The sequence below is a fragment of the uncultured Eubacterium sp. genome (assembly GCF_934561735.1).
Classification (GTDB): domain Bacteria; phylum Bacillota; class Clostridia; order Oscillospirales; family Acutalibacteraceae; genus Eubacterium_R.
Map to the genome: position 1 here is coordinate 54,143 of NZ_CAKTGT010000006.1, position 14,710 is coordinate 68,852.

General features: G+C 40.1%; 14 protein-coding genes and 1 pseudogene. 4 read left to right on the plus strand and 11 right to left on the minus strand.

From position 1 onward, the window contains the following. Positions 1–69: 69 nt before the first annotated feature. The 11 genes from Q0E08_RS06215 to spo0A form a co-directional block, all read right to left on the minus strand. On the minus strand, positions 70–1,320 hold the full coding sequence (locus Q0E08_RS06215) for an ABC transporter permease (protein WP_294778064.1): 1,251 nt from the start codon (positions 1,318–1,320) through the stop codon (positions 70–72). 12 nt (positions 1,321–1,332) lie between these two features. Beyond that, positions 1,333–3,366 (minus strand): biotin/lipoyl-binding protein, encoded by a 2,034-nt coding sequence (locus Q0E08_RS06220; RefSeq protein ID WP_294778066.1) that lies wholly within the window; start codon positions 3,364–3,366, stop codon positions 1,333–1,335. Positions 3,367–3,549: 183 nt separating this feature from the next. After that, positions 3,550–4,827 (minus strand): phosphoribosylamine--glycine ligase, encoded by a 1,278-nt coding sequence (purD, locus tag Q0E08_RS06225; protein ID WP_294778067.1) that lies wholly within the window; start codon positions 4,825–4,827, stop codon positions 3,550–3,552. Positions 4,828–4,845: 18 nt separating this feature from the next. Further along, complete coding sequence (locus Q0E08_RS06230; protein WP_294778069.1) at positions 4,846–5,550, minus strand: IMP cyclohydrolase; 705 nt, start codon at positions 5,548–5,550, stop codon at positions 4,846–4,848. Between the two features lie 8 nt (positions 5,551–5,558). Further along, positions 5,559–6,182 carry a phosphoribosylglycinamide formyltransferase gene (gene purN / locus Q0E08_RS06235; RefSeq protein WP_294778071.1) on the minus strand — a complete coding sequence of 208 codons (624 nt, stop codon included), beginning with the start codon at positions 6,180–6,182 and terminating at the stop codon, positions 5,559–5,561. Then, entirely contained in the window at positions 6,176–7,213 is a 1,038-nt protein-coding gene (gene purM / locus Q0E08_RS06240; protein WP_294778073.1) for a phosphoribosylformylglycinamidine cyclo-ligase, read from the minus strand. Before purM ends, purN begins: the two co-directional genes overlap by 7 nt. Positions 7,214–7,238: 25 nt before the next feature. After that, the gene (gene purE, locus Q0E08_RS06245) at positions 7,239–7,736 is read right to left on the minus strand and encodes a 5-(carboxyamino)imidazole ribonucleotide mutase (RefSeq protein ID WP_294778075.1); all 498 of its coding nucleotides are present in this window, start codon (positions 7,734–7,736) and stop codon (positions 7,239–7,241) included. 154 nt (positions 7,737–7,890) lie between these two features. Next, positions 7,891–9,792 carry a leucine-rich repeat protein gene (locus tag Q0E08_RS06250; protein WP_294778077.1) on the minus strand — a complete coding sequence of 634 codons (1,902 nt, stop codon included), beginning with the start codon at positions 9,790–9,792 and terminating at the stop codon, positions 7,891–7,893. A gap of 18 nt (positions 9,793–9,810) precedes the next feature. Next, a complete protein-coding gene (locus tag Q0E08_RS06255; RefSeq protein ID WP_294778079.1) occupies positions 9,811–10,185 on the minus strand; it encodes a helix-turn-helix transcriptional regulator in 375 nt (124 codons plus the stop codon). Between the two features lie 122 nt (positions 10,186–10,307). Next, positions 10,308–11,024, minus strand: coding sequence for a histidine phosphatase family protein (locus Q0E08_RS06260; protein WP_294778081.1), 717 nt, complete (start codon positions 11,022–11,024; stop codon positions 10,308–10,310). 50 nt (positions 11,025–11,074) lie between these two features. Next, complete coding sequence (gene spo0A / locus Q0E08_RS06265; protein ID WP_294778083.1) at positions 11,075–11,845, minus strand: sporulation transcription factor Spo0A; 771 nt, start codon at positions 11,843–11,845, stop codon at positions 11,075–11,077. A gap of 373 nt (positions 11,846–12,218) precedes the next feature. On the opposite strand from spo0A, the gene Q0E08_RS06270 reads away from it, so the two are divergent. The 4 genes and pseudogenes from Q0E08_RS06270 to Q0E08_RS06285 all read left to right on the plus strand — a co-directional run. Next, a complete protein-coding gene (locus Q0E08_RS06270) occupies positions 12,219–12,647 on the plus strand; it encodes a MarR family winged helix-turn-helix transcriptional regulator (RefSeq protein ID WP_294778085.1) in 429 nt (142 codons plus the stop codon). Positions 12,648–12,692: 45 nt separating this feature from the next. After that, positions 12,693–13,379: a hypothetical protein gene (locus Q0E08_RS06275; protein ID WP_294778087.1), complete on the plus strand. Its 687-nt coding sequence runs from the start codon at positions 12,693–12,695 to the stop codon at positions 13,377–13,379. A 143-nt stretch (positions 13,380–13,522) separates the two neighbouring features. After that, positions 13,523–14,008 (plus strand): HD domain-containing protein, encoded by a 486-nt coding sequence (locus Q0E08_RS06280; RefSeq protein ID WP_294778089.1) that lies wholly within the window; start codon positions 13,523–13,525, stop codon positions 14,006–14,008. A 290-nt stretch (positions 14,009–14,298) separates the two neighbouring features. Continuing rightward, positions 14,299–14,445: pseudogene (locus Q0E08_RS06285) on the plus strand (alpha/beta-type small acid-soluble spore protein); the annotation flags it as partial. Between the last annotated feature and the right edge of the window lie 265 nt (positions 14,446–14,710).

Sequence of the window (14,710 nt, forward strand, 5' to 3'; positions counted from 1 at the left end):
CATACAACGATTAAAAAACAATCCTCTCTGCTTTGGAAAGGATTGTTTTTTTATTTTATAGTAATTTATTTACTCTGCTCTCAATGCATCAATAGGGCTGAGCTGAGCGGCTTTCTTTGCAGGATAAATACCAAAGAATAATCCAACACCCGATGAGAACAAAAGTGCCAAGAGAATAAGCCAAATACTTATCTTAGGCGTTATATCTATTATCGAGCACGCGGCAAATGCTCCCGCGACACCCAAGACGACGCCAATAAATCCGCCTATCAAGCACAATATGACCGATTCGGTTAGGAACTGCATTGTAATCACTCGGGTTTTAGCACCAAGCGATTTTCTGATACCGATTTCCCTCGTTCGTTCGGTTACCGATACAAGCATAATATTCATTACACCGATACCGCCGACGATAAGAGAAATTGCACCTACACCGGCAATAAAGATTGTAAGAACCTTCATAATAATATCAACAATCTCAATATATGTAGCCATATTTTGAGCCGTGTACATACCGTTTGAATAATTGCCGTGAACGGCTTTTAAATAGTTTACGGTTGCGTTGCCGACAGCATCGTAATCCTTGCCCTCCTCTGCAATTACAAAAACATTGGAGAGATTTGCACTTGCACCTGTAATCTGTGTAAGTGTTGTACAAGGCATAAAGAGTGCAATCATCGGCTTATCCGAGCCGTTTTGGAACATTGAGCCGATATTGCCGCTTCCGCCCAACGAATTAACCATTGCATCGATATTGGCAACACCGCAAACTTTGATTTTCATTGATTTACCGGATGAAGAAACCGTTATGCTTTGACCTGTTGCATCTTCATAACCGAAGGCTGTTTTTGCCGATTCAAGACCCATAACAGCCATAGGAGCATTTGCGGCATATTCCTCATCCGTAAAGAATCTGCCGTACTCACACGTATTTGTCATAGCAAACTGAACATCGCTGTTTACGCCCACCATCATTACCGTTGCTTCGGTTGCGGTTGCATCAATAGTTGCATTACCAAAGCCCATAAGCATTGGCGAGCAACGCTCAACGCCCGAAACTTTTGTTTTGATATTTTCTACATCGTCAAGTGTAATATAGTCATTTTCGGTTGCCTGAGTTGTATCAACCGATACAAGCACAGCATTTGAGCCCATATCCTCAATAAGTCCAACGATATAGTCACGCACACCCGTACCTGCACCGACAATCATAATTACAGAGGTGATACCGATAATAATTCCAAGCATGGTAAGAACGGAACGCATCCAGTTTGCTTTTATACACTTTACAGCGATTTTTAAGCTTTCTGTTATATTCACCTATATTACCTCTTATTTAGTTTTATTGGTTACAACTTTTACCTTGAATGTATCTTCCTCGTAGTCTGTTTGAGGAGTTGCAACAATTTGGTCACCAACTGAAATTCCTGACTTTATCTCATACGAAGTATCCGAGGTTGCACCTGTTTCAATCTTTGTTTTTGTTACTGTGCCTTCCTCCGAATCATAAAGATAAACATATGTGCCCTCTTTTTCAAGAACTATGGATTCAATAGGAACACAAGGTATATCGTTGTATATACCGGTTACAATTTCAACATCGGCATCAAAACCGACAATGATGTTTTCGTCAGGATGATCAACAACTATTTTACATTCAACACCTGCACCGGAATCGGTAAGTGAAGAAAGACCGCTGATACCTGCCATTGAGCCTACGCTGTCAAGCACAGAACCCGATGAACCGCCTGTTGCGGTAGGTGCAATAGAAGCAACAACACCGTCATATGTACCGTACGCTGTTTTAACCGTTGCAGCCATTCCCTCTTTAACCTTGTGAACATCGTATTCACCGAGAGAAATCGTTACAACTCTCTTTTTCATATTTTCAAGAGTAATACCTGTTGAAAGTGCGGTTGTTTGTGAACCGGATTCTATATCACAGGTTGTAATAACACCGGAAAATTCAGCTGTCCAACCCTTAGCAAGGTCATCTCTTGCATTTTTAGCTGTATCATATGCTTTCTTTGCGGCATCCTTTGCCTGTTTTTGAGCATTAACTGTTGAAGCTGCAGCTGTAATTGTATAAACTTCCTTTTGAGCATAAAGAGCGGCAAGTTGAACCTGAGCCGAAGCCAATCCGAAATTATCCGACTCGGCAATACCTCTGCCGATTGCCTTCCAATCAACGGATTTAACGGCAGTTTCAATCATTTTAACAGCAGCACCGCTGTCAATAAACTCAATCATACCCTGTTTAATTGCAGCTGTAACCGACTTGCCGACTGCGTCAGCAATTTTATCTGCACTCCAGTTGCCCGAAGCGATTTGTTGCATAATTGTGTTGGCAACAAGAGTAATTGTACTGGTTAAATCATCAACATCTTTTGCGATATCCGCAAGGTCCTTTGCAAGACCTGTAAGAAGCTCAACGATTTGCTTTGATGCGTCACCGAGATCTTTGAGTGAATCAAATACCGGTTGAAGTTCTTCAAGAGCGATTTGAATCTTTACTTCTGTTTCGTTAAAGCCTGTTGTACGCTGTGCACCGCATACTGTACATGTTGCACTGAGCGAGTTTGATTCAAAAATATGTGCTTCTTTCTTTACATATCCGCACTTTGTGCAAGTGTATGTATGGATATTGTTATCAAACTTTACAGGAGAAGCGAAAGAGTGAACTTCCTGAACGGTTGCACCGCACTTTGAACATGTTGCATAGTGATAAGCATAATTATTCTGCTTATACGGTGCACCGAGCTCGTGCTCACACTTTGTTGTTGATTCGGTAGTTGTTGCCGAAGGTCTGGTTGGCATAGTAATATTAGGTCTTGTTGTTGAAGCCGCCGCAGTTGTTGTTTGTTTTTGAGTAACGGTGGTAGCGGTAGTGTTTTTCTTCTGCTCGGCTTTTTGAAGCTTTTTCAAAGTTTTTTCGGTCTTTGCTATGCTTTTATTAATTGAGCTGAGTTGCTTTGCCGCTTCTGCCTGATGTTGAACTGCCTCTTGATACGAAGCGTTTGAATTTGCATATGCGGAATTAAGGCTTGCAACCTGAGAATCAAGAGTGCTTGTGTCAAACGAAGCAAGCTTGTCGCCTTTTCTAACTTTGTCACCGACTTTTACATAAACCTTTTTTACGGTAGCAACAGAACCGGGCTTGTATTCCTTTTTAACACCGGAACTTACCTGACCTGTTGAAGATACGGTCTGAGTGATAGAACTTGTAGATACCGTATTAAGTGTTACCTCTGTTTTTTTGCCGTTTTTGCCTATTATCACGGATGCAACAATAATTGCAACAACCAGAATAACGGCAATAACAGCCCAAACAATTTTCTTTGTATTGTTCTTTTTGACAGTTGCCATGGTCAAACCCCCAAAATATATATTTTTATATATTTAAAACTATATATAATTTTTTGTTTTTGCATTTACATACAAAATGACGCAATTATGGCGTATAATGTTGTTTAATTCAGTATAATTCCATTTTGTATAATTGTCAATAACATTTTGTATTTTTTGACAAAATTGACAATTTGTTCATATTTACTGCAAAGCCTTGAGTGCTTTTGCACCGATATCTTTTCTGTAATGAGCACCGTCAAAGTGAATTTGCTCAACAGCGGCATAAGATTTTGCAAGTGCTTCCTTTAAATCATTGCCGAGAGCGGTAACGCCGAGAACTCTGCCGCCGGCAGTTACAAGCTTGCCGTCCTGAAGTTTTGTGCCTGCGTGATAAACGGTTACACCGTCAAGCTGACCGTCGGTAAGACCTGTAATCTCTATTCCCTTTGGATAAGATTTTGGATAACCGCCCGAAGCCATAATTACGCAAGTGCAAGCTCTTTCGTCCCACTCAATGTCCAAATCTGCAAGTGTGCCGTTGTTGATAGCCTCAAAAATATCAATAATATCAGTTTTAAGTCTTGGCAAAACAACCTGTGTTTCAGGGTCGCCGAAACGACAGTTATATTCAATTACCTTTGGTCCTTTCGGTGTAAGCATCAATCCGAAGTAAAGGCAACCTTTAAAAGTTCTGCCCTCGCTGTTCATAGCCTCAATAGTAGGAACAAAAATTTTTTCCATACATTCCTTGGCAATTTCCTCTGTATAATAAGGATTTGGAGAAACAGTGCCCATACCGCCTGTGTTAAGACCCTTGTCACCGTCAAGTGCACGCTTGTGGTCCATAGAAGTTACCATAGGTTTTACACACTTGCCGTCTGTGAATGCAAGAACAGAAACTTCAGGGCCTGTGAGGAATTCCTCAACAACAACATTGTTGCCCGAGTCGCCGAAAATCTTATCTTCCATAATTTCCTTTACACCCGCAACAGCCTCATCAAGTGTTTCGGGAATGATTACGCCCTTGCCGAGTGCAAGACCGTCAGCCTTGATAACGGTAGGAAATTCGTTCTTTTCCTTAATATAGTCAATTACATCCGCCGGGTCATTGAACACCTTGTATTCGGCAGTAGGAATATTGTACTTTTCCATAAGATCCTTTGAGAAAACCTTGGAGCCTTCGATAATTGCGGCATTTGCCTTTGGACCGAAGGTTGCAAAGCCTGCCTCGTTGAGTGCATCTACCATACCGAGTACAAGCGGATCGTCGGGAGCGACAACCACAAAATCAGCCTTTATCTTTTTTGCAAGTTCAACCGCTCCGTCAATGTCGGTTGCACCGACATCAAAACATTCAGCATCATACGAAATGCCGCCGTTGCCGGGACAGCACGCAATATAATCAACTTTGCTTGACTCCTTGATTTTTCTGATAAGAGCGTGTTCTCTGCCGCCCGAACCTACTACCAAAACTCTCATAACATCCTCCGAATATAATTAGTTGTTTTTATTAATAATTCTTGTTTCCTCTGTGCCTGTTTCAAGGTCGATATAACGAGTGAAAAGAGAAACCTTGTTGTCCTCGTTGAGGTTATCCCAAACCATCTTGGTGAAATCATCAATGCTTTCGTCACCGATTTCAACAGGGGTAGGTTCGCCCTCAAATGACGGAATAGGATCACCGTCACATTTATATGTGTGGATGAAGTGTCCGAGACCTGCTGTTGCCGGATATTCAAAGAAATATCTTACGCACTGCGGCTCGCCGTTGTTTGATTTGAGGATTGACAAATTATAGTCGCCGTTTGGCTTAACAACACCCGAAATTCTTGGAGTATAGTTCGGTGCGTCAGGCTCAAACTCACGAGTGCGAAGTGCGTGAATGTAGCACTTGCCGTTTGCAAAGCAATCATAGATTGTGTCTGTTTGGTCGCCGTTTGTAACAATTGTTTTGTCCTCAAATTTAAGAACAGGATTGTAGATAATAAGACTCGGGTCTTCCATCTTGCTTTCGTCAAAAGCCTTTGTACGGATACCGCCTCTGTCATTTTCTTCAAAAATTCTGTTGCGTGAGTTAACCGAACGACCCATAATAAAATAAGCGATTACAGCCTTTTTGCCGTCCTTTGATTTGCCGAGAACAATGCCTCGTCCCGGATATGTATTTGTGTTAAGTTCTTTTGCAAGTGATTCTATATTCATATCTAACCTCAAATAATTTCTGTTTTGTTTCCGTTAATTTTTATTCTGCCCTCGCAGAAAAGCGATACGGCTTTAGGCAAAATCTCCCATTCAGCCTGACGCATAACACGATACTGAAGAACATCCTCGTTATCGCCCTGTTCAATCGGAACAGCCTTTTGCAAAATAATTGCACCGCCGTCGGTAATTTCATTTACAAAATGAGCGGTTGCACCCGTAACCTTCATACCGCTGTTGAGAACAGCAGTATGCACCTTTTTGCCGTAAAATCCGTCACCGCAGAAAAGCGGGATAAGGCTTGGGTGAATGTTGATAATTCTGTTTTTGTATTCGTTAACCAAATCCTCGCCGAGGATTGACAAAAATCCGGCAAGAACAATCAAGTCGATATTTCTGCCCTCAAGAGCTTTGAGTACGGCTTTGTCATAATCTGCCTTTGTATCATATGCTTTTCGGTTAACAACCGTGCTTTCAATACCTGCTTTTTTTGCACGCTCAAGAGCATATGCGTTTTCGTTTGAAGCAAGGACAAAGGTGATTTTGCCGTTTTTGATTTCGCCCCTGTCCTGTGCGTCAATAAGAGCCTGAAGATTTGTTCCCCCTCCGGAAACAAACACCGCTATGTTCAGCATATTTCTACTCCCTTTTCGCCGTTTTTGATTTCGCCGATAATTGTTGCCTGCTCGCCGTTTTCATTAAGAATTCTTACAGCCTCGTCTGCCTTGTCGGAATCAACCGCAAGCATAAGACCTGTGCCCATATTAAATGTATTATACATATCATGCTCGGAAATGTTGCCTGTTTTTTGAATAAGGTCAAAAATAGGAAGCTTGAAGCATTTGTCCTTTTCGATAACGGCAAGAGTGTTATCGTTGAGCATTCTCGGAACATTCTCATAAAAGCCGCCGCCTGTGATGTGAGAAATAGCGTTTACTCTTACATTGTCCATAAGAGTGAGGAGAGGCTTTACATAAATTCTTGTAGGAGTAAGGAGCGTTTCACCGAGAGTTGTGCCGAGTTCGTCATACTTAACAGCAATAGTTTCGCTGTTGATATTGAACACCTTGCGAATAAGTGAAAAGCCGTTTGAGTGAATACCCGATGATGCAACACCGATGATGGCGTCGCCTGCCTTGAGGTGCTCGCCCGATACAAGCTTGTCCTTTTCACCGATACCAACTGTAAAGCCTGCAAGGTCGTATTCCTCATCAGGCATCATACCCGGATGTTCTGCAGTTTCGCCGCCTACAAGAGCACAACCCGACTGAACGCAACCGTCTGCAACGCCTTTAACTATCTGCTCGATTTTTTCAGGATAATTCTTGCCGCAAGCAATATAATCAAGGAAGAAAAGCGGCTTTGCACCTGAACAAGCAACATCGTTTACGCACATTGCAACGCAGTCAATGCCGATTGTATCGTGCTTATCCATAAGAAAAGCAAGTTTGATTTTTGTACCTACACCGTCTGTACCCGAAACGAGAACAGGATTTTTGTATTCGTTTGCCGCAAGTTCAAACATACCGCCGAAGCCGCCGATACCGCCGATGACTCCCGGAATGTTTGTTCTTTTAACATGTGATTTGATAAGTTCAACCGACTTATATCCCGCTGTTACATCTACGCCTGCTGCCGCATAGCTTTCGCTGAAGCTTTTTTCCATAATGTATTCTCCTTATACCCTATTGTTATATTTCTTTGATTTTTTCTTGAAGAGCCTTGTCTTTTTCTTCAACCTGCTTTGCCATATCCTCACGCATAGCAACGAGTTTGCTCATAAGCCCGTCATCGCCTACAGCCAAAATTTCCGCCGCAAGAAGTGCCGCATTTTTAGCCGCATTTACACCGACTGTAGCAACAGGAATTCCCGGAGGCATCATAACAGTTGCAAGCATTGCGTCCATACCGTCAAGCACCTTTGCCGAACACGGAATTCCGATAACAGGGAGAGTTGTTGAAGCAGCCAAAACTCCGCCGAGATGAGCCGCCATACCTGCTGCGGCAATAATAACGCCAAAACCGTTTTTAACAGCGTTTTTTGAAAATTCGTGTGCGGCCTCCGGAGTACGGTGAGCCGACATAACTCTCACCTCGGTTTCAATCCCCAAATCTTTGAGTTGTTTGATAGCCGGAGTAACGATAGGCAAATCGCTGTCCGAACCCATAATGATTGCAACTTTTTTCATAAAGTCTTGTCCTTTCCCATATGCCGAAAACCTCAACGACATATTTTTCCATTTTAATATTAATTATTATACCTTGTTACAGATTTTATTTCAATAGTTATATAATATAATATAATAAAAAAACAAAAGACATAATTGTACATTATGCCTCTTGCTATTGCCAAATCAAGAAATTGTCGCCAAACCGCCAGTAGTCCTCGCCGAGTTTTTCTCTCATTTCTTTGTAATAAATCGCATAGTCCTTTGCATTTATATATCCGTCACCGTTGAGGTCATATCCTTTAAGTGCAACGGTACCGAAATCATAGTTTCCGTTATTCGTAACATCAATTTTTCTCACAATATTTCCGCCGTAAAGATTATTGAATGTAATATAGCAATCTTCAAAAGTCCTGATTGCAAATGTACCGTCATCATTTACATTGTATCTTCTGCCGTCAACGGTAATATACACATGAGAATACGGCACATCCTCATTATGGGTATAAAAGCTATCCTCTGCCATAACGCACTTACCGGTAACAACATACGAAGTTGTAGGTACAAAATTATCCTTGTAGCTTACATTGCAATTAATGCAGTAATGAAGAGTGTAGCCGTCATCGTCAGCGGTCGGTTCAACAACCTTTTGAGCATAACTGTGTTCAACATAAATATCATATGTTGCGGTTTTGTCGCCTAAAGAAAGCAAGCCGTTGTTATTTCCGCAAGCAAAAGGCTTTTCACGCTGATTGTCAACAATTTTAAGGTGCTCGCCCGCAATATAATCATCAATAAAGAGACTGTCAACCGTACCGTCGGCAAAAGTTAAATCAACAACAAAAGCCTTCATCATATCTTTTGTTATATCAAAAATCCTGTTGTTGCCGACAAGTCTGCCGTCTGCCGCATTTAAGGTGATTTTACCGTTATAAACATCAAAATTTTCAATGTTTTGAGGATAAACACGAACGCTGAAGTTACCCGTCATTTTCATTGAGGTAACATACAAATCATATGTTTTGCCTTTATTTAAAATTTGTTTTATTCCAAATCCGTTTTGGCTTAAATCAATATCGTCATTTTGGGCTATAATCTCACCGTCAAGATACAGTTTTGCATAAGTATCGCATCCGCCGACAGAATACATCACATACTCCTGAGTTTTATCCGGAGTAAATGTATAATGAAAGCTATCGCCGATATTGTCATCCGTAAAGGAAGCGGCATATTCCACACCGCATTTTACAGGCACTTCATCAAGCAAAACATAATCAAAGCCGTTTCCCTGAGCGTAACTGTAAGCAGGAGAATTTTTGAAAACGCCCATGGTAAATCCGTCTGTCTTGGTTGTGCTGTTGATATAACCGAACGATTTTGCATTGCACGAAACATTCATAGAAAAGTTAACGGATTTTAAGTTTGGGCATCCCAAAAAAGCCGACAGCGAAACCGCGGTGGTTTGCGTGAGCGAAGCAAAATTAACCTCATTGAGTGCCGAGCAGGCGTAAAAAGAGTTTTTGCCTACAGCGGTAACGCTTGACGGAATATTCACACTTTTAAGGCTGCGACAATTATAAAACGCACTGTCGCCGATTGTTTTAACCGATGACGGCAAATTAACCGTTTCCATATATATGCAATTATAAAAAGCGTAATCCGAAATTGTCTGCACGCCAAACGGAAGGGTCCATTCTTTCATTCCTCTCGTGCACGACAGAGAATATCTGCCGATTTTTTTAAGACTTCGAGGAAGCGAAAACGAGGTTGCCCCCACTTGATAAAACAAATAATTGCCTATGGAAGTTATGCCCTCGGCAACCACAACATTTTGAATTTTATCGCTTTCCCAATCAGCCCACGGCCGATCTTTTGAATTGTTTGAAAGATTCGGAACATCTCCCTCACCGTTTATAAAAAATGTTTTTGTCGTTTCGTCATATTTATAAAAAGTGTTGCTGTCTTTTATTCTCGTACCCAAATCGTCATCAGCCGCAAACGAAACCGACTCAAATGAAAAAGAAGCAGTAACAAACAAAGCTATAGCAAGAAAAATGCTAAATAACCGTTTCATCATACCGCCTCCAATAAAAAATTAATCGTTTTCCTCTATATGCTCAAGTCCCATTGCAATAATTGTACGCACATGGTCATCGGCAAGAGAATAAAACATCGACTTGCCCTCTCGTCTGTTTTTAACAAGTTTGTTTTGCTTCAAAATTCTGAGTTGATGCGAAATTGCCGATTGCGTCATATTAAGCTGTTCTGCCAAATCACAAACACAAACTTCTTCTTCAAACAAAACAAAAAGTATTCTTATTCTTGTAGAATCGCCAAACACCTTAAAAAGCTCCGACAAATCATAAAGTTCCGTTTCATCAGGCATTTTTTCATTTACCTTTGCAAGCAAATTTTTGTGAATACACGAAGTTTCACAGCATTCCGCCATGCAGTCTTTTTTATCTGCCATATTATCACTTCCGCTATATATTTACATTATATTATACATAAAACTTTCTTTTCAGTCAATCAATAAGACAAAAACAAAACCGCAAAGTGAAATCAATCAAATTGCGGTTCAATTCAAATCTGTCAATGTCTTGTGTCGTCCGAAAAGCACTCGCAAAATCTTGCGGCAAACGCAGGCTCTTCGCCTCCTGCATACAAATGGCTTATATCGCCGAATTGCTGAATTCTGAAAACGGCAATTCCTTCTTCCCTTTCTTCGGTAATCAAAGTGGTAACCGAGGTTGGCAAAGCCACAAAATTATGCCACAAAACCATTGGAGAACAACCGAAAATATGTGACAAAATAACACACTCAACACCAAAATGACAAAACAACACGATAGTATCGTGATTTGCTTCTTTAACTTCAAAAATATTGCCTTTATGTACATATCCGTGCTTTGCAAGAAGCTCATCAACACCTCTGCAAACCTTTTTGTACTTTTTTTCAACATTTCCGCTTTGCATAATCTGAGTTTTAATCCAATTTTGCGGGCTGTAAAAATCGGGGTTATCCGTCCACTCGGTAGGAAGCCTGTCCCAAGCACTTTTGGTTTCACCGTTTATTTTAACCTTGCCCTCAAATTCTCTTGCCCATTTTAATGTTTCGGCTTTACGGCTGAGTTTTTCAAGCGTTTTGGACGCAGTGTCCTTTGCTCTGCCAAGCGGCGAACAGTAAAAATTCTTCACATCAAGTTTTACAAGTCTGTCCGACAAAAGTTCCGCTTCTTTCCAACCTTTTGGCGTAAGTGAATCGATTGAATAATCAGGGTCGCCGTGACGCACAATAATAAACCTCATAACAATCACCTCAACAGTGATTATATAACAAATTCACAATTATGTAAATATCAAACCGTATGTGATTTGTGCATAGAAAGTTTGATTCTGTCGGCAATCATAGCGATGAACTCGCTGTTTGTCGGCTTGCCTCTGTCCGATTGGATGGTGTAGCCGAAATATGACGACAACACATCAACATCGCCTCTGTTCCACGCGACTTCAATCGCATGGCGGATTGCCCTTTCAACTCTTGACGAGGTTGTTGAATACATTTTTGCGATAGTTGGATAGAGAAGTTTTGTCACACCCTCAAGCATTTCAGCATCATTTATGCTCAAATCAATAGCCGTACGCAAATACTGATAACCCTTGATGTGTGCCGGCACTCCGATTTGCCTCATAATATCCGAAATAACAACTTCGGTATCACGCTCAACAAATCCCACTTTCTTGCTGTTTTCCTTTTTCCAACCTGCAAGGCTTTGCACTCTTTTTGCAACCGATGACGGTTCAACAGGCTTGATAAAATAGAAATCTGCTCCGGCGTTCATTATCCGCTGTTCAAACCCCTCATTATCAACAGAAGACAGCATCATCACAAGCGGCGGATTGCTTACATTTTCACGGATATAATCCAAAACCTCTATTCCGTCCAGACCGCTCATAAACACATCCATAATCACGGCATCAAAGTGTCCGCTTTGCAAAAGCTCTATCACTTTTCTGCCTTCCTTTTTGGTCAAGATTGATTCAAAGCCAAATTTTTTCAGTTCTTTTTTGCACTCTTTACCGAACAACTCCGAGTCATCGGCAATGAGGATTTTCATTGTTTCGTTCATTACTTTTTACCCACCCATTTTTGTAAATATGTATTTCGTAGTTCGTGAAAAATTCTCACTTGCTATGCTACACATATTAGCACAACATAAATGATTGTGCAATAGAATTTCATCAATTTTCGTGAAAAATCATCACTTTCTGTTTTTTCAACAATTTTCCATCGCTTTTTTCGTGCATTTTAACGAAAAACGAATAATTTTACAAAAAGAGATTAATTTATTCGACTTAATTCAACAAACATTTCAAGAAAACAAGTATTTTGACTGTCTGTTTTTAATCAAATTACAACTATCGCAAAAATATATGTATTGACAAACTATATACCGCACGCTATAATAGTTCTAAATAGAACGATTAGCAAGGAGTGACAATATGTATTTTTGGGACAGACACAAAACAATTACAGGATATTACGAATCGCTCACAAGTTCGATTTGCGACAAGTATGATTTGACCCAAATGGAATATGATATACTTATGTTTTTGCACGGCAACCCCGAATTCAACACGGCGGCAGACATTGTCAAAATTCGCAAATCAACAAAATCGCATGTTTCAACCTCGCTCAAATCGCTTGAAAACAAAGGCTTGATTGAAAAGAAGCAAAGCGAAAGCAACAAAAAACACATAGAGATTTTTGTGACCGAAAGTGCAAAAAGCATAATTCACGATGGTATCGACACGCAAAAGCGTTTCGCCCACGATGTGCTCAAAGGATTTTCGGACGAGGAAATCGCAACATTCAAAAACATTTTTGAAAAAATCTGCAATAACGCAGAAGAATGTTTAAACAAGAAATGAAATTTAGAATGTTAATATATTTAGAGTAAAAAAGGAGTTTTAATTATGGCAAACGACAAATACAAACCGCAAGTTCCGGATATTATGGAAGCAATTTTTGACGCAGGATATTTGATTTTCGACTTAATCGCAGGTATTTTATTCTTCGCATTTTCAAAGGGCAATCCTTTGTTCATCTTGTACGGCGTGTTGACATTGACGCTTTGCGGCGGTGACGCATTCCACCTTGTTCCGAGAATTATCAGAGCGGTTCACGGTAGCAACGACAAAATCAAAAGACAGCTCGGCATCGGTTTGCAGGTTTCTTCAATCACAATGACGGCATTCTACATTGTTTTGTTGTACATTTGGAAGCTTACATTCCCCGAATTGACAGCACCCGTTGCAGTTGAAGCAATGATTTGGATTTCCGCAATCATCAGAATTGTAATCTGCGTTCTTCCGCAAAACAACTGGTGTTCAGACGAAGGCAATATGAAGCTTTCCATTATCAGAAACGCAGTTTTCGCAGTAACGGGTATCGGCGTAATCATTCTTTACGCAATTTCAGGCAATACTAACGACCTTCATATGACAAGAATGGTTACCGCAATCATCATTTCATTCGGTTGCTACATCCCTGTAACATTGTTCAGCAAAACAAAGCCAAAGGTTGGCTTGCTTATGATTCCAAAAACCTGTGCATATATGTGGATCATCGTAATGGGCCTTCAGCTTTTAAACAATAAATAGAGTATAGATAACAAAAGGCTCAAGAATAACAAGCACGGAAGAAATTCAAAATGAAATCTGCAACCTTCAAGGTAAAATCCACAAAGGCTGCAAAGCACCGCTAAATTCTTTAACATAAAACGAACTCAAAAGGAAGTATCAAAATGATAAACAAACTGCATTTAGCAATGATAGAGTTATACAACGGAGACGCAAAGAGAATTCAGCATTTTTGCAAAGTTCACAGCTATGCAAAACTCATTGCAGAGGCAGAAAATGTTGACGACGAAACATTATTTATAATTGAAACGGCAGCACTTACCCACGATATAGGAATTCATATCTGTGAAGAAAAATACGGAAGCTGCAACGGAAAATTGCAGGAAAAAGAAGGACCGCCGATAGCAAAACAATTACTGAAAAAATTAGGTTTTAATGACAAAGTGTCCAATCGAGTGCAATATTTAATAGCGCATCATCATACATATGACAATATTGACGGAATTGACTATCAAATTCTTGTTGAAGCTGATTTTCTCGTTAATATGTATGAGGAAAATCTTTCAAAACAGGCTGTTCAAAATGCTTATGACAGAATTTTCAAAACCTCCTGCGGAAAGAAAATATGCAAAATGATGTTTGGGTTTTAAATTATATTTTCACTCGGCAAAAATATTTTGACTTAATTTTATTAAGTGAAAAACATAATTGTATGTCAATATATTAGCCAAAATGAATGCTTTTTGCATACCAAAAGTCCGGCGAGCAATCGTTGGGCTTTATTTTTGTAAATTTATCAATTGTAAAAATTTTTCAGTTGTAAAATCGAATACGATACACAAAATAAACTTGCAAGGTGAAAGTGATGTTTTGCAAGGGCGAAAGCGTTTTTGTACAACAACACGCCTTTGCAAATATCGATAAGCGAGGTGTATCAACAATGGCAAAGAATACAGTTCCTGAAGCTAAGGACGCTCTCAACCGCTTCAAGATGGAAGCTGCCAACGAGGTTGGTGTAAATCTTAAGCAGGGCTACAACGGCGACCTTACTTCTAAGCAAGCCGGTTCTGTCGGCGGTCAGATGGTCAATGTAATATGTCCTGTACGAACCGTGCAATTCCAGCGTACAAATTGGGCTAAAGATAACCAACTTCAACCAATTACATACGAATTTTGCATAGCGGTTTAGTAAAAAACAACCCTCGTAAGCACCTATGTATCATAATCATATAATGATTGAGGCTTACGATAAAAACCCACTGTTTTCAAGGGTTTCAAGCGTTTTTCAATGAAAAGCCAATTCAATAAAGTATAAAATAATCATCAAAATTTAAATAAGTGTTGTGTGTTCA

Coding starts and splice junctions, on each gene's coding strand:
- purN (WP_294778071.1), bottom strand. CDS start 6,182: ATGCTGAACATAGCGGTGTTTGTTTCCGGAGGGGGAACAAATCTTCAG.
- purM (WP_294778073.1), bottom strand. CDS start 7,213: ATGGAAAAAAGCTTCAGCGAAAGCTATGCGGCAGCAGGCGTAGATGTA.
- Q0E08_RS06255 (WP_294778079.1), bottom strand. CDS start 10,185: ATGGCAGATAAAAAAGACTGCATGGCGGAATGCTGTGAAACTTCGTGT.
- purD (WP_294778067.1), bottom strand. CDS start 4,827: ATGAGAGTTTTGGTAGTAGGTTCGGGCGGCAGAGAACACGCTCTTATC.
- spo0A (WP_294778083.1), bottom strand. CDS start 11,845: ATGAACGAAACAATGAAAATCCTCATTGCCGATGACTCGGAGTTGTTC.
- Q0E08_RS06280 (WP_294778089.1), top strand. CDS start 13,523: ATGATAAACAAACTGCATTTAGCAATGATAGAGTTATACAACGGAGAC.
- Q0E08_RS06270 (WP_294778085.1), top strand. CDS start 12,219: ATGTATTTTTGGGACAGACACAAAACAATTACAGGATATTACGAATCG.
- Q0E08_RS06230 (WP_294778069.1), bottom strand. CDS start 5,550: ATGAATATAGAATCACTTGCAAAAGAACTTAACACAAATACATATCCG.
- Q0E08_RS06220 (WP_294778066.1), bottom strand. CDS start 3,366: ATGGCAACTGTCAAAAAGAACAATACAAAGAAAATTGTTTGGGCTGTT.
- Q0E08_RS06250 (WP_294778077.1), bottom strand. CDS start 9,792: ATGATGAAACGGTTATTTAGCATTTTTCTTGCTATAGCTTTGTTTGTT.
- purE (WP_294778075.1), bottom strand. CDS start 7,736: ATGAAAAAAGTTGCAATCATTATGGGTTCGGACAGCGATTTGCCTATC.
- Q0E08_RS06260 (WP_294778081.1), bottom strand. CDS start 11,024: ATGAGGTTTATTATTGTGCGTCACGGCGACCCTGATTATTCAATCGAT.
- Q0E08_RS06275 (WP_294778087.1), top strand. CDS start 12,693: ATGGCAAACGACAAATACAAACCGCAAGTTCCGGATATTATGGAAGCA.